Raw genomic sequence first — 17101 nt, 5'->3', positions numbered from 1 at the left:
AAAGGATCGCCGCTAGCCAAGACACAGACAGGATTACCGCGATGTGTGAGGATCGATTCAATTGAGGTTTCGATCGGCGATGTCCATACCATCCGGGTTTGGGGCGAGTCATCTAACATGGCTAAATGACGTTTACCACCGACTACCAACGCTGCTCGATCGATAAATCCGCGCCCTAATTGGCTAACTTCCACCAATCCCGCTTCACCGATGCCAATAACAGACAGCCATTTCTCGATCGTCAATTTTAATTACCTAAAATAATAAAGCCCCCTTAAAAAGGGGGTTGGGGGATTTAGATCTCAAAACGAAGTCCAATAGACTTATGAGGTTGGGAAATTTAATTCCGGCGGGATAGCAATAGCTGTGCGAGTTGAAGTAATGAATACAGAGCTGTCGCCACATAAGTCAACGCCGCAGCATCTAAAACCTTCTTCGCTCCTCTATTTTCCTCACCTTGTAAAATACCTAACTCATCAATGAGTTTTAATGCCCGATTCGAGGCATCAAATTCTACGGGTAAAGTCACAACGTGGAACAACACCACCCCTAAAAACAGCGCAATCCCAATATTAATAAACAGGCTACTAATACCGCCAGCAGCATTAAAGCCAAAGCCTAGCATAATTAATAACGGCCCGATATTAGAACCCAAATTAGCTGCTGGTACTAATGCAGCCCGAATATTCATTGGCTTGTAGCCTTTAACATCTTGGAGTACGTGCCCACATTCATGCGCGGCAACAGCAGCCGCAGCCAACGATGTCGAACCATATACCACTTCAGATAATCTTACTGCCTTGGCACTGGGATCGTAATGGTCGGTTAGTTCGCCAGCCACAGGTTCTACCGATACATTGCTAATGCCCATCTCCTGCAAAATTTTTTCGGCAACTTCCGCACCTGTCATTCCCATACTAGAGCCAATTTGAGCATATTTTTTATAGGTACTTTGCACCCTAAATTGCGCCCACATCATTAGTAACATTCCAGGTACTAGAAAAAGCAGATAAAACATAATTTTTCACCTAATTTTAGTTGATTTATGGCGATGCTATTCCTTCGGCTATATTTTACCATTTCTGGTGTTACCAGAGTACGGCGGTGACATGAGAAACGAGATTTTTATGGCACGTAAAATCCGATGTGATTGGCAACTGGACGCTCGTTCGTGGGTAGTTTGGCATGAATGGGTGCATTTAAGACAGTAGCTCCATTGCCAGTATCGACGACTAGAGTTGTCGAACCGCCACCATCTAAATTGATAGCTTTATCTACACCCAATTTAGTAAATATTTGAGATAGCTCTACTTTGGTAACACCCTCACTGTAAAGCGGTTGCTTGCCATCGATAATAATCAGCCATAATTTTGTACCATTACGATCGGTCCCGACGGCAACGCGCGGATAAGGTTTATCATCCTGGGCTAATAATCTTTTATCTGTTGGTTTGCCATTACTCACCAATAATTCGCGACCTGCAACACCATTTATTGTATCCTTTGGGCAACTACCACTATCGATAATCTTGGCAATATTCCCTTGGAGGATACATAACACTGGCCATTCTTTTAGCGGTACACCATAGCGATCGCCATTAGAAATTGCTTCACCAATCGGAGCGGTAGGATCGCCAGTTCGGGGATAATAATCCCACGGTGTATGTTCGTGGAAAGGAGCAAAATAACTAGCATTAATCGCCAGCTTCATCTTAAATTTTTTTAAGAAAACGGAAGTAGTCTGCGAATTATTTGGTGTTTTTGGAGTTACTAATAATTTCAGTTTCGCAGTTTGAAGATCGATCGTCACAACATGCATCATTATCGGACGAGGTTGCCAGCTAGACTCGCGCCTATAGTCAATTCCCGAAAATAGCGACCGTGACTGATTAGTATGCGGCGGCCGAAGAAAATGCAATCTACCATAGGCGATAAATGGTAGTAATGATAAGATTGTTATCGTGGTAACTAAAAGCTTACGTCTCATCATGTAGAAAAGATAAATCTAAGTAATGATTTAGCTGGACAATTTTATTTACAAAGAATCGGTAAAGGTAGATCGAGCGTTGAAAAAAAGTAAATTCTTTGGCACATTAGTAGCTACAGCTATGTTGGCGATCGGATCTTTACATGCAGCCAGTCAAATCATCTTTGGCGTTTTGGGTCGGACTCCAGAAGACCCCGGATGGTTTTTGACAGTCGCAGTGTTTATCAGTTTTTTAGTTGCGACGATCGCATTAGTAATTGGCATATTGGCGAGTAAATATACTTTTACATCTAGACTGTCAATCGCCATCTCAGCCGTAATATCATGTGCGTGGCTGGGATTTTATTATGGTGGCATAATTGGCGGAAAAAATCCGCAAATTGCAATCGCATTTGTTATTGCAGGCTTACTATCAATAACATTTACTGGCTTACATCTGCAAAAAAGATTGACGACGATCGCGATCGTCCTATTAGGAATAGTTTCTGCTTATGCTTTAGCTTTCCTGTGCTTAGCAGTTGCCGTGGCTTATTTGAGTGTCGAGCGTTTACTGTGGGGAACTATTTGGGGGATTTTCTGTACTGTGGCGATCGCAATCGTCATATTTTTCATCAATTCACTCATCCAAGAAATCACAAATTATCGATCGGTCTTAAATCGAAAAGTAGAATAACGATCGCCACTTATTTTTTCCACATCCCTCTCCTTTTGCTTCCCGTCCCCCAGTCCCCCTGTCCCCCCTCTCCCCATCCCCCCTAGCGGCTTATAATAGAAAGGTAGACTTCAAAATCTTACTCGATATGCGCGTTCATGTGATTGGTGGCGGATTAGCAGGTACCGAAGCAGCTTGGCAAATCGCCCAAGCTGGCGTACCCGTGACTCTATATGAGATGCGTCCTCACACCTTGAGTCCCGCGCACCACAGTGAAGAATTAGCCGAATTGGTGTGTAGTAACTCATTTGGTGCCCAATCTGCCGATCGAGCCGCTGGATTATTACATGAAGAATTACGCCGCTTGGGTTCGATTATTATTGGTAAAGCCGATCTTCATGCCGTCCCCGCAGGTGGCGCGCTAGCAGTCGATCGCGGTAAGTTTAGTCACGATCTAACCGAAACCTTAGCAAGCCATCCCCTGGTCGAATTTCGCCGCGATACAGTCCCTGAAATACCCCGCGATGGTATCGTTGTTTTAGCCACTGGGCCGCTGACAGCCCCAGCTCTAGCTGAAGATATCCAAAAATTGGCGGGGATGGATTATCTCAACTTTTTCGATGCCGCAAGCCCGATTATTGTCGGCGATTCGATCGATAAAAACATTGCTTTTTTTGCATCTCGCTACGATAAGGGCGAGGCGGCTTACCTCAATTGCCCGATGAATAAGGAGCAATATCTCCACTTTCAGCAAGAGCTATGTAACGCCGAGCAAGCCGAATTAAAAGACTTCGATCGCGAAACTGCTAAATTTTTTGAAGCCTGTTTGCCGATCGAAGAATTAGCCCAACGGGGCGAGGAAACCATGCGGTATGGCCCTTTAAAACCTGTCGGCTTATTTGACAGTCGCCGAGGCGATTTTAAGGCACCTGAGAATCAAATTCACCGCCCCTACGCCGTCATTCAATTGCGTCAGGAAGATAAAGCCGGACAATTATGGAACATGGTTGGCTTCCAGACTAATTTAAAATGGGGCGAACAAAAGCGAATTTTCTCGATGATTCCGGGCTTAGAAAATGCCGAATTCGTCCGCTTGGGAGTGATGCACCGCAACACTTTTATCAACTCACCCAAACTACTCTCGCCCTCGCTCCAGTTCCACAGCCGCAAAGATCTATTAGCCGCCGGACAAATTATCGGTACCGAAGGTTATACCGCAGCAGCAGCGGGTGGCTGGCTAGCAGGAACTAACGCCGCCCGACTAGCATTAGGCTTAGAACCAATCGTCATGCCTAACGTGACAATGATGGGTTCGCTATTTGATTTTATCAGTACTGCCGAACCAAAACATTTTCAACCGATGCCGCCTAACTTTGGCATTTTCCCAGAGTTGCCAACTAAAATTAAGAATAAGCAAGAACGCTACGGAGCTTATCGCGATCGATCTTTAAGTGCGATCGATGAGCTTATTGCTAGCCAATTAGCTGTAAAATTTGCAGTTATTTAACCAGGCTTAATTAAATATTGAATACTTTCAATCTAACCAAATAGCTGACTGGTAACGATCGCTAAATCTGTGGCATGTGCAATCGCCCAAAGTTCTGCTTTAGTAAGTTTTTTGATAGAGGTATTTGTCATAATCGATCGCGATCGAATAGCATTTTTAATTTAACATATTGGCCGATCGAGTAGACGATCGGCAGTAAATATTCAGAGCCGATCTGGATTAAGATTTACCGCTTAAAGCCAGCCATTCCCGATCGGTAATTTCCACTTTATTAGCTTCGATCCAGTGACCCCGTTTCCGAAATGCGTGGGGAATATATTGAATAAATTTCATACCATTTTTTTGGAGTACGCGTTGACTTGCTTTATTCCAAAGTGCGTAACTGGCTTCAATTCGGTTAGCTCTAAGTCGATGGAAACCAAAGGCGATAACAGCAGCGAGCGATTCTGTCATATAACCGCAGCCTTGCCGATCTGGATGCGTCCAAAATCCCAGATTCCAAACATCTACGCGATTGGTTTTGCGAATTCCAATTCTACCAATTAAATAATCTGAAACCGGATCGGCGATCGTAAAGCTAAATGCTTTCCCAATTTCCCAGTCGAGGAGCTGTTCTTTTAACGGCTCTTCTAGCTCCTCGATGGTTGCTGGTGGCTCCCAATGCATTCCCCGATTGAATCCTGCTACGCGAGTAGCTGAAAATATCTGGGGAAGATCGTCCGCCGTTGGGCATCGGAGTAAACATCTGGCTGTCTCAATTGTAAAATCTTGAGGGATGACTGGTTCCATGTTCAGACCGATCTCTCGATCGCTTTGGGCTAAAATGACGAATATTCTCGATCGGTAGTGCATTTTAATTTCCCTGCACTCCGTTCCATATCTGTTTATACCTTAATTCAGCACCGCCAAATTACAATTAATGCTCCCCATGCAACTAGTGGCGACAATCGGTATCTGGATTTGGGGACTGCTAGTCTTATTGGGTTTTTGCTTGAGCCTGTGGATTATTATCCCTGCGCCGATTTTTTCCCTACTCCCCTTGAGTGTTGGCACGCCAGAAATCAGCCCTGGATTGCTGATTTTTAATAGCATCATCCTCATTTTAGGCTGGATCGGGTGGCGATCGAACATATCCCAATCGCCGCGATTATTTATCCTCGCCCTCTGTATTAGCGGTTTAGCCGTGGTACTGAGTGCTAGCCCCTTAATTCAATTCCCTGCCGCTCGAAAGCAAGCCCAAAGAGCGATCGAGGCTAGTTTGGGGCGAGATTATCTCGGCGAGATCGCGCCTGAAATTGTTGCTAAAATGCGATCGCAGCCGCTGATTATTGGCGATATTTGGGGGGAAATCTTCATCCCTCAAGTGCGGATCGATCGCCGGATTCCCTTTGTAAATCGCGATGGCGTGCCCCTATATCTGAATATCTATCGCCCGCTCCAAATTGGTAAATATCCCGCAATCGTGTCGATTTATGGCGGTGCGTGGCAACGCGGTAGCCCCGATAGCGATGACACTTTCAATCGTTATATTGCCGCTCAAGGATATACTGTCTGGGCGATTTCTTATCGTCACGCTCCTGCTTATCAGTTTCCAGCTCAAATTGAAGATGTGAAGTGTGCGTTGACTTTTATTCAAAACCATGCTACTGAAAATGAAACCGATCTCGATCGAGTCGCATTTATCGGTCGATCTGCTGGCGCGCAATTAGCCATGCTAGCCGCTTATGAGCATTCACCATTTCCCGTCCGAGCGTTGGTAAATTACTACGGCCCTGTCAATCTTACCGCTGGATATGACGATGTGCCAACTCCCGACCCGATCGAGTCTAGAGTCACACTCCAAGCCTTCCTGGGCGGTACGCCGACAGAATTTCCCGATCGATATTACCAAGCTTCACCGATAAACACCGTCAAACCTGGCTTACCTGCATCGCTATTAATTTACGGCGGGAAAGACCACATTATCCAATCTAAGTATGGCAAATATCTCGATCGCAGTTTGCGGGCGCACGGAAATCGCGCCGTGTTTATCGAAATTCCCTGGGCCGACCATGCCTTCGATGCGGTATTCTCTGGAGTAAGCAATCAGCTCGCGCTCTATTATACCGAGCGTTTTTTGGCTTGGGCGTTACTAAAGCACTGAGTCTGGGTTAAGAATATTAGCTTCGCTCATTACCCACCCGCGACTAAAGTGCGGGCTAGCAGCAAAAGTCCACTGAAGTGGACTAGCGACGCGCGCTTTGGAGGTTCCCTCCAAGTTAAGCGCGTCAAGACAAAGAATCTAACAGTCCACTTCAGTGGACTTAATCTGTTAGCCTGGGGATTCATCCCCAGGTGGTGCCCAAACGAAGCTAATCATCTTTGAGATCCGATACGGTGTTACAGTAGCCCCTATCGCTAACATTTTCATCCTCTCCTCCAGCACCGCCAATCATCGTTGATGTTGTCCGAATTGCAGCTCGTAAACCTCATCCTCTTTTTCGGTAACGATCTTCAGATTCGATCGGGGATAAGCGACACATAATAGAGTGTAGCCCCGATCTTGTAGCTCTTGACTCACACCCATGCCATCGCCTTGTTCGACTTTTCCCTCTAATACTTGCGCCGCACAAGTAGTGCAAACTCCTGAGTTACAAGAAGTAGGTAGATAGATTCCTGCCGCTCCAGCAGCACGTAAAATTTGCTTATCTTCAGGAACTTCGATCGTGTGAATTTCTCCTTGATGATGGATCTCAACCGTATAAATTTTCGTCATGGATGATTATGCTGAGTGTGTCGAAATATTTGAGCAGATATTCTCCACTTTAACAATTTATGGTACTCGCGATCGTGTCTCAAATTCGGTTTCAGCTTCCCCGCGCTCTTTTATCTTCTCGCCTGCGATGGCGCAGCCGCTCGGTTCGGGCATCGCTATTAAAATTTGGTAAAAACATCAGTATCGGAGTGTTACTAGCGATCGGCACGAGTGGTTATTTATCAGCTAATATCGTCCAAGCGGCAATTTTCGATCGATCCGGGCAAAAAATACCCGATCGAGAAGTCAATTCCGATCGTGTTAATTGGCAAATGTTATCCACCGCCGCCGGACGTAAATATAATGGAGTCGGTTTAATCGATGTCGATTATGGAACGTGTACGGGGTTTGCCATCTCGACTGGCAGAAATCCCAACGCTCCCGCTTACGTACTTACTAACGGTCATTGTCAGGGTAACGCCGGAAAATTGCCCGACAGTCGTGAGATTTTAGTCGATCGACCGACTAAAACGCAATTTATAGTTAATTACTTTCATGATTTTAAACCAGATCGGCTGACAATTCCCGTCAAACGTTTGGTTTACGGCACCATGAAAAATAACGATATTGCCATCCTCGAATTAAATATCACCCAACGACAATTAAGAAAAGCCGGAATCGACGCGCTCCAAATTGCCCCCAAACCGCCAGTATTAGGCGAACCGCTCATTGTGGTCGGAATTCCCGCTCAAGGTGTTAAAGACGAACGTAACTACCTCCACGCAGTCACCTGTCGAGTCGGAGAACTAGCCAATGTCAAGGAAGATATCTACAACTGGCAGCAATCGATCCGACATCAATGTAGCATCGTGGGTGGCATGTCTGGATCGCCGATGATTTCGCTCAAGACTCGCCAAGTAGTCGGAATTATTAATACGGGCGTAAACGACAACGCCGCCAAACAACCCCAGTGCAGTCTCAATCGCCCCTGTGAAGTTGGCAAACAGGGCTTCGTGCAAACCTTTCCCCAAGAAAATTACGGGCAATTAGTCGATCGCATTCCCGCTTGCTTCGATCGACGTGGTATCTTCAATCTCGATCGTCCCACCTGTCAATTAGAACGCCCCTCAAACCCAACATCTAAGACCTAACCGATCGAGTACTAGTCAAAATTACGCTGTTGTGTAATAATGGGAGTTTTGGGTTAAGTATCAAGCACTAAGGAAATTTATGTCCCGATATCGCGGACCGAGACTGAGAATTACACGTCGTTTAGGCTCCTTACCGGGACTAACTCGGAAAGAACCACGTCGTGCGTATCCACCAGGTCAACACGGTCAAAACCGGAAAAAGCGTTCTGAATACGCAATCCGTCTCGAAGAAAAGCAAAAATTGCGGATGAACTATGGAGTAACCGAGAAGCAAATGCTCCGCTACGTGCGGAAAGCAAGACGCGCTACAGGTTCTACCGGATTAGTTTTATTACAATTACTCGAAATGCGGTTAGACAATACCGTATTCCGGCTTGCAATGGCTCCCACGATTCCAGGCGCACGCCAGCTAGTAAACCACGGACACGTCACCGTCAACGGACGTACTGTGGATATTGCTAGTTATCAATGTCGCGCTGGCGATGTAGTTGGCGTTCGCAACCGCGAAGCATCTAAGAAATTGGTAGAAGCAAATCTCCAATATCCCGGTTTAGCCAACACTCCCAACCATTTAGAATTCGACAAACCCAATTTAACTGGTAAAGTTACTGGACTAATCGATCGCGAATGGGTAGCTCTCCAAGTTAACGAGCTACTGGTTGTAGAGTACTACTCTCGCCAAGCGTAGAGATTCTGGATTTTGGATGGCGGCTGCATCCAAAATCTGTTCTCTCGTACTAATATTGCAAGCATGTCTGGATCGATAGCTTGTGCGGTTGTCATGTTTGGTTTTCTAGATATCTAGCTAATGCATCGCCAACATTCTCTTCTGGGCTATGAATCTGCGAACTGGGGTTATCGGTATGTACCTTGTCTAGATAGAGTTGTAAAGCTTCTTCATCGTCTCGATGCTGGAGTACATAATTTCTCAACTCGGTTTTAGTCATCATCATCAAGTTCTGTTTTCCGCTCATATAAACCGCCACTCTCCATTACTTCTAATTTCAATTACAATCTCTTCGCCAGCGAGAATAACAACATTGCTACTGCGGCTGTCTATAGATACTAGGTTTATCGATCGGTATTTACCTGTAAGTTCGCAGCAAAGTTCAAAGCATTTTATCGCTTGTGCGGTTGTCTGACCCATCAATATATAATTCTTAGGATTAAAATTAATTTACCATAGAAGTATACCCTGACTAAAGTATTAACATAAATTGGATCTTTTAGCCCCCAATTTGAGACATAGTACGGTGATAGGTGCCAGTTTCGCTTCCAGATTCTCGACCTTTGTAATTAATTTCGGGTTTGAGTGCGAGTAAATCGCGAACTTGCGATCGCAATTCCTGAGTAGAGACACCATTTCGTAACGCAGTTTTCAGATCTAATTGTCCGGTTTCATTGAGCAAACACGGACGCAACCAACCATCCGCTGACAACCGCATTCGATTGCACCTGTCGCAAAAGCATTCTGACATTTGACTGATAAATCCGAGCGTCCCCTGCGCGCCAGGGATCGTAAATACATCCGCTGGGCCATTTCCCTGCACCTGCGCCTCGGTTAAACCCCACTTATCGCGAATCTGTTGGCGAATCGATTCCGAAGATATCCAACCGCGATCGCTAAATAACTCATCGTTACCGATCGGCATAAATTCAATAAAGCGGACATGCCACTGTTTGTCAATACTCAAAGCCGCTAAATCTAATACCTCAGCATCATTCACACCCGGTAGCACCACCACATTCAACTTGAGCGGTGTAAATCCCGCACGATCGGCGGCTAAAATTCCATTCCAGACCTGTTGCCAGCGCGATCTGCCATGAGTCCCGACGATGCGATCGAAGGTGGCTTCATGGAGCGAATCGAGGCTGATATTCACCCGTCGGAGTCCAGCTCGATATAAATCTTCCGCCATTCCCGCCAGCAAAAAGGCATTAGTCGTCAGCGATAAATCTTGAGTCTCTGGTAGACTGGCGATCGAGCGGACGATATCGACAACGCCCTTCCGTAATAACGGTTCGCCCCCAGTCAACCGAAAACAGTTGAAACCGACTGGAATAAATACTTCCCGAATTAGAGTCAATAACTCATCATCAGTCAAAAGTTGCTGGCGATGGAGATATTCTAGTTCGGCTCCTTCGGGCATACAATACTGACACCGAAAGTTGCAGCGATCGATGAGGCTAATTCGTAAGTAATTTACCTGATTCATCTTTATATTGTGCCCGATCGATTGGTAGAAAGTAAGAAGTAAGAGTAATGACCCGATGAGGATGATTCGCGACTAAATGTTAGATTGTTGAATAGCTAGATTGAGATCTTGATGGAGTTGGAGATTTTCAGCGCGATCGGTTGTTAGCTCAATTATCGCACTGCGACGAGCTGCTAATGCTTGTTGGTAGTCCCGAATTAACTCCTCCCGATGTTGAGGATGATAATAATCTAACTCAAACATGGCTGCTGCATGGCAAAAATTCACACCATGTGGGGTCCCAAAATAAGTATCGAAGATCTGGGAAGATTTAGCGATCGGTAAAAAGGAAAAAATTCCCCCACCATCATTATTAATAATAACGACAATTACAGGCTGAGAGTTTCCCCGCAATAATGCCAAAGAATTTAAGTCATGTAAGCTCGATAAATCTCCCACGATTGCCGTCACGGGAGCCTGTAAACCTACCGCAAAGCCAGTCGCCGATGCGATTGCACCTTCAATCCCACTCGTCCCCCGATTTGCCCCGACTCGCGGACTTAATAACTGGGAATCTTCAGCAATTGCACCCACACCAAACATATCTAAATCGCGAATCGGCATACTATTCGACACCCATAAGCCACGTTGACTGGGGATGAGTTCGGAAATAGTCAGAGCGACTAGCGGTTCGGTTAATTTTGAGGTTTTTAAAAATTTTGCGGCTGTAACGCCGATTCTATCTGAAGCAGATCGTAATTTCTGCACCCATGTTGACGGGGAGAGGAGGGGTAACTGCTGACATAACAGATCGCACAGATAGGTAATGTCAGATTCTATTCTGAGCGAGACTAAATGGCTGGGATCGTAACGTTCGCCATTATCCGCGATCGCAATGTAATGTGTCGGTGGATGTTTCTCGATCCATTTAAACCACTGCGATGAGACAATTCTCGTCCCGATTTGGACGATCGTGTCGATCTGTTCTAACTCTATAGCACTATCAGTCAGTAATAATCGATCGAAGTAATGGATTAAATTCGGCAAATCTTGACGCAATCTCAATCCCGACCGAACATCGGCAAATACCGCCCAATCTAACCGTGCTGCTAATTTTATTACTGCCTGAGTTTCTGCTGGAGATTTTAACTGTCCGACAAATAGAATACCCTTCGCGGTGGATGCGATCGTTTCAACGAGCGACTGAATTTCGTCAGCAGCCGGAATAGTTAATCTACCAGCATAACGAGTATATGGCGTTGGCGGAGCCTCTCCTCCGGAGAATCGACTTTCGATCCATTTCACCAAACTCGTAGGTATTTCTACATGTGCATCCGTAGGTGCTAAGGGTTCCCGAAACATGCAATTGAGATGTACGATACCGCCTGGAGCTTGTCGCGCTCTAGATACAGCCAGATCGATCGTCGTCAACACCACATTGGGGTTTATTTCGGCTGTAGGGCATGGTAAATCGAATTGCCAGGTTGGGTAATCGCCATACAAATTCACCTGGTTAATAGTCTGATTTGCCCCCGTATGGCGAAGTTCTGGCGGTCGATCGCTAGATAAAATAATTAGGGGAATATTATCGTTCGATGCTTCAATAACTGCGGGCAAATAATTCGCCGCCGCCGTACCTGATGTACAAATCAATACCGCTGGATTGCCAGTAGCACGAGCATACCCGATCGCATGAAATCCCGCAGCTCTTTCGTCTAAACAGATAATCTTTTTTGCTTGCGCGTTTTGAGCTACCGCTACAGTCAATGGTGTCGATCGAGAACCTGGTGAAATAACAAAATAATCGATCCCATTTCTAACTAGTTCTTCAACAATTAAATATCCCCAAAGTTGATTCATTACTCGATATAACTCTCTAACTCCTCTTTAGTCATCGCTCTACCTATATGCCAGCCCTGACAAAAAGCACAGGGATAAGCCTCTAAGATATTTCTGGTATTTGGTTTAGAATTCATTCGCTCGGCAGCTTCGCTTGCTGTTAATTCGGTTTGGTAATCTATCTTGCTACCGCAGGTTTTGTCTTTACCGATCGCCTTACCAGCATTAAGATGTAAACTATAGATATCCTCATTCATCGATCGTTAATGCCGTATCTGCTATTAGATTTTAACACTCCAATTAAAATTTAATTCCTCGATATACTCGATCGATCTGAAAAGTCAAATTAATACTCTCTAGCTCAACCAGATCGCCAGTAACATAACTTATCTCCTCCCATCTACCGCGATCGTTTTTACGAAACACATCGATCTCGATTTCATCAGCATTAATCAAAACGTAATCGATTAAGCTAGGAGATTGGCGGTAAAGTTTAAATTTCTTGCCTCTGTCATAAGCTTCCGTACTAGGCGATAGCACTTCCACTATCAAACATGGATGAGTGATGTATTGAGCGGTATCTCGATCTCGGTCATCACAGGTTACACTGACATCGGGATATACGTATTTTTCAGATCTTTGAATTTTGATTCTGGCATCAGAATTGAGGACTTGGCAGCCCCCGTCAGCTAAATGATTGTCCAGCATCGTAGTCACATTTACTGCAATCCTACTATGATTCAAAGTACCGCCACTCATTGCGTAGACTTCACCATCGAAGTACTCATGCTTTTCTTGCTGCTGTTCGTCCCATGCGAAATATTCTTCAGGAGTAAATCTTGGTAATCGTTCTTTTGCTGCAATCATAATCTCAGCATTCTCCTAACCGACGGGCATTTTTTTTACGACCTTGGCTCGCTCTTATAATATAGATAGAAATCCCGACTTCTTCAACAAGAAATCGGGTTTCTGCTATAGAGAGCTATGCACCGACAGCTTCCTTAGCTGCATACATTACTTCTAATGTAATGATATCCTGACCCCGATCGCGTGCGAATTTTTCGGTATTGCGTTTGACTTTACCGCGCACGAAACCAGGAACTTTATTCAGTTCGGCTTGTGCTTCTTTATTCCAACCCAAATCGGAATCAGCAGAGATACCTTTAGTAATTACTTCTTTAGTATCGTGTCCGCCGAAGATTTCGAGTAAGTGATCTTCCATGCCCAATGTAAACGAATTGTAGATTAAATCCACAACTTGATTCGTGCCTTCATAACCCAAAAATGGCTTATAACCGATCGGGAAATTCTGAACGTGAATTGGTGCCGAAATTACGCCCGTGGGAATATTCAAACGTTTACCGACATGGCGTTCCATTTGGGTCCCAAAAATTGCTGAAGGCTCACTTTGAGCGATCCGATCGCCAATTAAGCCATGATCGTCTGAGATAATAACTTCATCGCAATATCCTTCAACTTCCTTGCGGAACCATTCTTCATCAGGTTTGCAGAAAGTCCCCGCCCAGACGACATGAATCCCCATCTCGCGGGTGAGAATTTTGGTAATTGCGGCGGCATGAGTAGCATCACCATACACTACCGCTTTTTTACCTGTTAAATTCTGACAATCGATCGATCGTGAGAACCAAGCTGCTTGGGAAACGTGGATAGTTTGCTCGTTGATAAAGTCTTCATAATTAACATCCGCACCACCCGCATTCAGAATGGTTTGAATCTTGCGAATGCACCGTGCGGTTTCAACCACTCCCATCGGGGTAATATCGACGCAGGGCATCCCAAACTCAGCCGCGAGGTAATCTGTCGTCATCGGCCCTAATTCGCGGTAAGGAGCCAGGTTAAACCAGGCTTGGGGCAGACTTTTGAGTTCGCTAACTGTCGCGCCTTCGGGAATAACTGCATTGATGGTAATTCCCAACTCGCCCATCAACTTCTTGAGTTCGGTACAGTCGTGATTATTGTGAAAAGCCAGAGTCGAAATCCCGATGATATTTACCGAAGGTTTCGCCGTCTTCTCGGTGACTAAATCGCCCTTCTTGCGTCCCTTCTCGATGTAAAACTGGACGATCTGCTGTAGAGTGCGATCGGCAGCCTGCATCTCGTTGAAGCGATAGTGATTGACATCAGCGAGTAAGACATCAGCTTTAGCTTCCATCGATGCACGTTGCACGAAATTGGCGAGATCTTCTTGGAGGATGCTCGACGTACAAGTCGGCGTGAGTACGATCAGATCTGGATGCTCCTCAGCATCCTTGCGGGTGATATTATCGACCACCTTTTCCTGAGAACCGCGCGAGAGGACATGCCGATCGACTACGCTGGTAGTCACTGGCGTAAAGTCCCGTTCCCGCGATAGCATCGATCGCATGACGTTAAAATAATCATCGCCGATCGGCGCGTGCATGATCGCATGAACATTTTTAAACGAAGTCGCCACCCGCAAAGTCCCGATGTGAGCGGGAGCGGCGTACATCCAATAAGCTAATTTCATATATATTTATCCCTGAGTCCCAGTCTGCCGTTCGATTCTGTTTAGATTGTCGCAAACATATCGGCGTTCGGACGCGACCTCTGTAAAAATTTAACTTAATATCTAGCAACAATAACAAAATAGCTATAAGTCAATCCAGTTACAGCATATTCTCTCTAAGAGCTTGGCTAGATCGTCGAATTATTTGTAATAATTATCGATTAATGGCTAAAGTCGAGTTTGAGAAGTCGAGGATCTGCCCTGCCCAGTTATTTACGAGTGCTAGCTTTAGTTCTAGGCGGCTGATTTGCCGATGGGCATAATTCGGCTAACTCACAATCGAGACAATTTGGTTTTCGCGCATTACAAATAGCCCTACCATGATAGATAGTCATAATCGAAAAATTCTCCCAATCTACCTTGGGAATTAACTTCATCAAATCTTGCTCGATTTTAATCGGATCTTGATGTATCGTCAAGCCAATTAAATTAGTTAACCGTTTGACATGAGTATCAACAGTTACACCTTGAATATTACCAAAAGCATGAGCCGAAACCACATTAGCTGTCTTTCTAGCCACTCCTGGTAATGTCAATAACTGTTCCATTAATTGTGGCACTTCACTATCAAATTCCTCAACTATCTTGCGACAAGCACCTTGAATGTTCTTAGCTTTATTATGATAAAATCCTGTCGATCGTACTAATTGTTCGATCTCAATAATATCGGCATGTGCTATCGATCGCGCATCTGGAAATTTAGCGAATAGTGCTGGAGTAACTTTATTTACCCGCTCGTCGGTACACTGTGCCGAAAGAATCGTAGCAACTAATAATTGAACGGGAGTTGTATAATCTAAACTACAAGTGGCATCTGGATACAGTTGTTTTAATCTAAGTAGAACTTCTAATGCTCGTTTCTTTTTAGATGTCCACTTGCGATCGATAGTCATTTCGTATTTTCAACTGGGTAGCGATTTGTTGGACTTCTATTTTATAATATAATATCGATCCCGCAACGCCAATGAAATCTCTCTCCGCTCTTCTGCTCGTCGATCTTCAGAACGACTTCTTAACAGAGGGCGGTGCTTTTAGTAAGTGGCATATCGAACCCCAACAACTTTGTGAGGCTGTCGAGTGGTTGGTGCAATCCGCCAAACAACAACATCGAAATGTTGCTTGGATTACTTCCAATTATGGTGAAGTAACGGGAACGCCCGACGAACTCCATGACAAAACCTATACAGGGAAACCTTGCTGCGTCAAAGATACTTGGGGTAGCGAAATTGTCCCCGCATTGCAAAGTGCCTTCACCCAGAAAACGAGTGATGAAATCTCGATCGTCAAACACTGGTACGATGCTTTCGTTGGCGTAGCCTCTCAGAATGAGAATCGGACAGATTTGCATCAATGGTTGCAAGCAAAGCAAATTACCAAACTGTCTATTTGTGGCGTGAAGACAAATACGAGCGTGTTGCACACAGCCAAATCGGCTCTGCGCTTGGGCTATCAGGTAGAGATTTTAGCAGAAGCAACTTCGGCTAGCACACCAGGTAAACATCTACTGGCAATTAGAGAACTCGAACAACTTGGAGCTACGATTAGAAATTGGGGCGAACTGCTCTCAGACAGCAATCCAGTGCGACTGACGAATATTGCTGGAAATAGCAGTTTACATTGTGCTGCGCTCTCCGCTTGCATCGACGAGCATACATTCGCGAAGTTGCACGACGAAGTTGTTTGGCATCACATGATTCATCGTGGCAGCGCAGTACCCCGTTTAATTGCCCTCCAAGGCACGAAAGCACCCGATGGGATCGCAGAACCATTATACCGCCATCCAGCCGACGAGCAGCCCCCTTTAACCCACTGGACATCAACCATTGATGCGATTCGGCAAGAAGTCGAACGCCGCATCGGTCATCCATTGAATCATTGTTTGATTCAACTCTACCGTAACGGGCGCGATTTTATCGGCGAACATGCAGATAAAACTCTGGATGTGATGCGTCCTTCGTTTATTGTCAATGTCTCGCTAGGCGCGACAAGATCGATGTTATTTCGATCGAAAACCGCTAAAGGTACGGTACCTCAAAAACTGCCATTGCCGCATGGTTCGTTGTTTATGTTGAACTTAGAGAGCAACCAAAAGTTCTATCACGGCATCAAACAACTGGGCAGCGACGGCACAGATGCGCCTCGGATTTCGTTGACGCTGCGGTACATTGGCACCTACTACGATCGCACGAATGGAGCCGTCTGGGGCATCGGTGCGCCCAGCAAAACCAGAGCGGAGGCAAATGCTAGAGTCGAGTGGATAAATTCGCTCGATCCTGAAGCAAGACTAGCCAAGGAAACAGCAGAAGCAGAGCGGATGTTAATGCTCTTTCGCGAAGAAAATATTAATGACAATTTCGATGCTAATGCGTATCAGCCAGGATTCGATATTTTAGACTTTCAGGGATTTGTCGATCGTTGAATTAGTGAATAGTGGATACAATACGGTTCGGTTAGACCAAAATTACCATGTTCAATTGATGAGAAACTGA

Annotated in this window: 18 protein-coding genes and 1 pseudogene; 6 read left to right on the top strand and 13 right to left on the bottom strand. The window is 45.3% G+C overall.

What is annotated here, in order from left to right:
- The 3 genes and pseudogenes from RMO79_RS12940 to RMO79_RS12930 all read right to left on the bottom strand — a co-directional run.
- Positions 1-245 (bottom strand): annotated as a pseudogene (locus RMO79_RS12940) (cobalamin biosynthesis bifunctional protein CbiET); the annotation flags it as partial.
- A gap of 95 nt (positions 246-340) precedes the next feature.
- Positions 341-1018 carry a zinc metallopeptidase gene (locus RMO79_RS12935; protein ID WP_310483575.1) on the bottom strand — a complete coding sequence of 226 codons (678 nt, stop codon included), beginning with the start codon at positions 1016-1018 and terminating at the stop codon, positions 341-343.
- Between the two features lie 107 nt (positions 1019-1125).
- Positions 1126-1821: a phosphodiester glycosidase family protein gene (locus RMO79_RS12930; protein ID WP_310483574.1), complete on the bottom strand. Its 696-nt coding sequence runs from the start codon at positions 1819-1821 to the stop codon at positions 1126-1128.
- A gap of 244 nt (positions 1822-2065) precedes the next feature.
- Here RMO79_RS12930 and RMO79_RS12925 point away from each other — a divergent pair, with 244 nt between their 5' ends.
- Together RMO79_RS12925 and trmFO are read left to right on the top strand one after the other, a co-directional pair.
- Positions 2066-2659 (top strand): hypothetical protein, encoded by a 594-nt coding sequence (locus tag RMO79_RS12925; RefSeq protein ID WP_310483573.1) that lies wholly within the window; start codon positions 2066-2068, stop codon positions 2657-2659.
- 127 nt (positions 2660-2786) lie between these two features.
- Positions 2787-4145: an FADH(2)-oxidizing methylenetetrahydrofolate--tRNA-(uracil(54)-C(5))-methyltransferase TrmFO gene (gene trmFO / locus RMO79_RS12920; protein WP_310483572.1), complete on the top strand. Its 1359-nt coding sequence runs from the start codon at positions 2787-2789 to the stop codon at positions 4143-4145.
- A 219-nt stretch (positions 4146-4364) separates the two neighbouring features.
- On the opposite strand, the gene RMO79_RS12915 is transcribed toward trmFO, so the two are convergent.
- Positions 4365-4997, bottom strand: coding sequence for a GNAT family protein (locus RMO79_RS12915; RefSeq protein ID WP_310483571.1), 633 nt, complete (start codon positions 4995-4997; stop codon positions 4365-4367).
- Between the two features lie 76 nt (positions 4998-5073).
- Between RMO79_RS12915 and RMO79_RS12910 the strand changes: the two genes are divergently transcribed.
- A complete protein-coding gene (locus RMO79_RS12910; RefSeq protein ID WP_310483570.1) occupies positions 5074-6288 on the top strand; it encodes an alpha/beta hydrolase in 1215 nt (404 codons plus the stop codon).
- Positions 6289-6576: 288 nt separating this feature from the next.
- Here RMO79_RS12910 and RMO79_RS12905 read toward each other — a convergent pair whose 3' ends face one another.
- The gene (locus tag RMO79_RS12905; RefSeq protein ID WP_310483569.1) at positions 6577-6900 is read right to left on the bottom strand and encodes a 2Fe-2S iron-sulfur cluster-binding protein; all 324 of its coding nucleotides are present in this window, start codon (positions 6898-6900) and stop codon (positions 6577-6579) included.
- A gap of 59 nt (positions 6901-6959) precedes the next feature.
- Between RMO79_RS12905 and RMO79_RS12900 the strand changes: the two genes are divergently transcribed.
- Complete coding sequence (locus tag RMO79_RS12900) at positions 6960-8030, top strand: serine protease (protein ID WP_310483568.1); 1071 nt, start codon at positions 6960-6962, stop codon at positions 8028-8030.
- Positions 8031-8109: 79 nt separating this feature from the next.
- Entirely contained in the window at positions 8110-8718 is a 609-nt protein-coding gene (rpsD, locus tag RMO79_RS12895; protein WP_295620775.1) for a 30S ribosomal protein S4, read from the top strand.
- 91 nt (positions 8719-8809) lie between these two features.
- Here rpsD and RMO79_RS12890 read toward each other — a convergent pair whose 3' ends face one another.
- The 8 genes from RMO79_RS12890 to nth all read right to left on the bottom strand — a co-directional run bounded on the left by RMO79_RS12890 (position 8810) and on the right by nth (position 15505).
- Complete coding sequence (locus RMO79_RS12890) at positions 8810-9004, bottom strand: DUF6887 family protein (RefSeq protein ID WP_310483567.1); 195 nt, start codon at positions 9002-9004, stop codon at positions 8810-8812.
- The gene (locus RMO79_RS24565; protein ID WP_396136585.1) at positions 9001-9177 is read right to left on the bottom strand and encodes a DUF6888 family protein; all 177 of its coding nucleotides are present in this window, start codon (positions 9175-9177) and stop codon (positions 9001-9003) included. The genes RMO79_RS12890 and RMO79_RS24565 overlap by 4 nt, the downstream gene beginning before the upstream one ends.
- Before the next feature lie 79 nt (positions 9178-9256).
- Positions 9257-10246 (bottom strand): GTP 3',8-cyclase MoaA, encoded by a 990-nt coding sequence (gene moaA, locus RMO79_RS12885; protein WP_310483566.1) that lies wholly within the window; start codon positions 10244-10246, stop codon positions 9257-9259.
- A gap of 72 nt (positions 10247-10318) precedes the next feature.
- Entirely contained in the window at positions 10319-12085 is a 1767-nt protein-coding gene (gene menD / locus RMO79_RS12880; RefSeq protein ID WP_310483565.1) for a 2-succinyl-5-enolpyruvyl-6-hydroxy-3-cyclohexene-1-carboxylic-acid synthase, read from the bottom strand.
- The gene (locus RMO79_RS12875) at positions 12085-12321 is read right to left on the bottom strand and encodes a hypothetical protein (RefSeq protein WP_310483564.1); all 237 of its coding nucleotides are present in this window, start codon (positions 12319-12321) and stop codon (positions 12085-12087) included. Before RMO79_RS12875 ends, menD begins: the two co-directional genes overlap by 1 nt.
- A gap of 43 nt (positions 12322-12364) precedes the next feature.
- Positions 12365-12931, bottom strand: coding sequence for a Uma2 family endonuclease (locus tag RMO79_RS12870; protein ID WP_310483563.1), 567 nt, complete (start codon positions 12929-12931; stop codon positions 12365-12367).
- A 115-nt stretch (positions 12932-13046) separates the two neighbouring features.
- On the bottom strand, positions 13047-14573 hold the full coding sequence (gene bchB, locus RMO79_RS12865; RefSeq protein WP_310483562.1) for a ferredoxin:protochlorophyllide reductase (ATP-dependent) subunit B: 1527 nt from the start codon (positions 14571-14573) through the stop codon (positions 13047-13049).
- A 248-nt stretch (positions 14574-14821) separates the two neighbouring features.
- Positions 14822-15505 (bottom strand): endonuclease III, encoded by a 684-nt coding sequence (nth, locus tag RMO79_RS12860; RefSeq protein WP_310483561.1) that lies wholly within the window; start codon positions 15503-15505, stop codon positions 14822-14824.
- Between the two features lie 71 nt (positions 15506-15576).
- Between nth and RMO79_RS12855 the strand changes: the two genes are divergently transcribed.
- On the top strand, positions 15577-17031 hold the full coding sequence (locus RMO79_RS12855; protein ID WP_310483560.1) for an isochorismatase family protein: 1455 nt from the start codon (positions 15577-15579) through the stop codon (positions 17029-17031).
- Positions 17032-17101 lie beyond the last annotated feature (70 nt).

This window comes from Chamaesiphon sp. VAR_48_metabat_403 (genome assembly GCF_031422475.1).
In the GTDB taxonomy this organism is placed as follows: Bacteria; Cyanobacteriota; Cyanobacteriia; order Cyanobacteriales; family Chamaesiphonaceae; genus Chamaesiphon.
The sequence above is the reverse complement of the archived record's forward strand: the minus strand, read 5'-3'. Positions and strand labels throughout refer to the sequence as shown.

What these genes read in the sequence shown, in the direction of transcription:
- RMO79_RS12935 (WP_310483575.1), bottom strand. Translation starts at nt 1,018, where the DNA reads ATGTTTTATCTGCTTTTTCTAGTACCTGGAATGTTACTAATGATGTGG.
- RMO79_RS12930 (WP_310483574.1), bottom strand. Translation starts at nt 1,821, where the DNA reads ATGATGCATGTTGTGACGATCGATCTTCAAACTGCGAAACTGAAATTA.
- trmFO (WP_310483572.1), top strand. Translation starts at nt 2,787, where the DNA reads ATGCGCGTTCATGTGATTGGTGGCGGATTAGCAGGTACCGAAGCAGCT.
- RMO79_RS12915 (WP_310483571.1), bottom strand. Translation starts at nt 4,997, where the DNA reads ATGCACTACCGATCGAGAATATTCGTCATTTTAGCCCAAAGCGATCGA.
- RMO79_RS12910 (WP_310483570.1), top strand. Translation starts at nt 5,074, where the DNA reads ATGCAACTAGTGGCGACAATCGGTATCTGGATTTGGGGACTGCTAGTC.
- RMO79_RS12905 (WP_310483569.1), bottom strand. Translation starts at nt 6,900, where the DNA reads ATGACGAAAATTTATACGGTTGAGATCCATCATCAAGGAGAAATTCAC.
- RMO79_RS12900 (WP_310483568.1), top strand. Translation starts at nt 6,960, where the DNA reads ATGGTACTCGCGATCGTGTCTCAAATTCGGTTTCAGCTTCCCCGCGCT.
- rpsD (WP_295620775.1), top strand. Translation starts at nt 8,110, where the DNA reads ATGTCCCGATATCGCGGACCGAGACTGAGAATTACACGTCGTTTAGGC.
- RMO79_RS12890 (WP_310483567.1), bottom strand. Translation starts at nt 9,004, where the DNA reads ATGAGCGGAAAACAGAACTTGATGATGATGACTAAAACCGAGTTGAGA.
- RMO79_RS24565 (WP_396136585.1), bottom strand. Translation starts at nt 9,177, where the DNA reads ATGGGTCAGACAACCGCACAAGCGATAAAATGCTTTGAACTTTGCTGC.
- moaA (WP_310483566.1), bottom strand. Translation starts at nt 10,246, where the DNA reads ATGAATCAGGTAAATTACTTACGAATTAGCCTCATCGATCGCTGCAAC.
- menD (WP_310483565.1), bottom strand. Translation starts at nt 12,085, where the DNA reads ATGAATCAACTTTGGGGATATTTAATTGTTGAAGAACTAGTTAGAAAT.
- RMO79_RS12875 (WP_310483564.1), bottom strand. Translation starts at nt 12,321, where the DNA reads ATGAATGAGGATATCTATAGTTTACATCTTAATGCTGGTAAGGCGATC.
- RMO79_RS12870 (WP_310483563.1), bottom strand. Translation starts at nt 12,931, where the DNA reads ATGATTGCAGCAAAAGAACGATTACCAAGATTTACTCCTGAAGAATAT.
- bchB (WP_310483562.1), bottom strand. Translation starts at nt 14,573, where the DNA reads ATGAAATTAGCTTATTGGATGTACGCCGCTCCCGCTCACATCGGGACT.
- nth (WP_310483561.1), bottom strand. Translation starts at nt 15,505, where the DNA reads ATGACTATCGATCGCAAGTGGACATCTAAAAAGAAACGAGCATTAGAA.
- RMO79_RS12855 (WP_310483560.1), top strand. Translation starts at nt 15,577, where the DNA reads ATGAAATCTCTCTCCGCTCTTCTGCTCGTCGATCTTCAGAACGACTTC.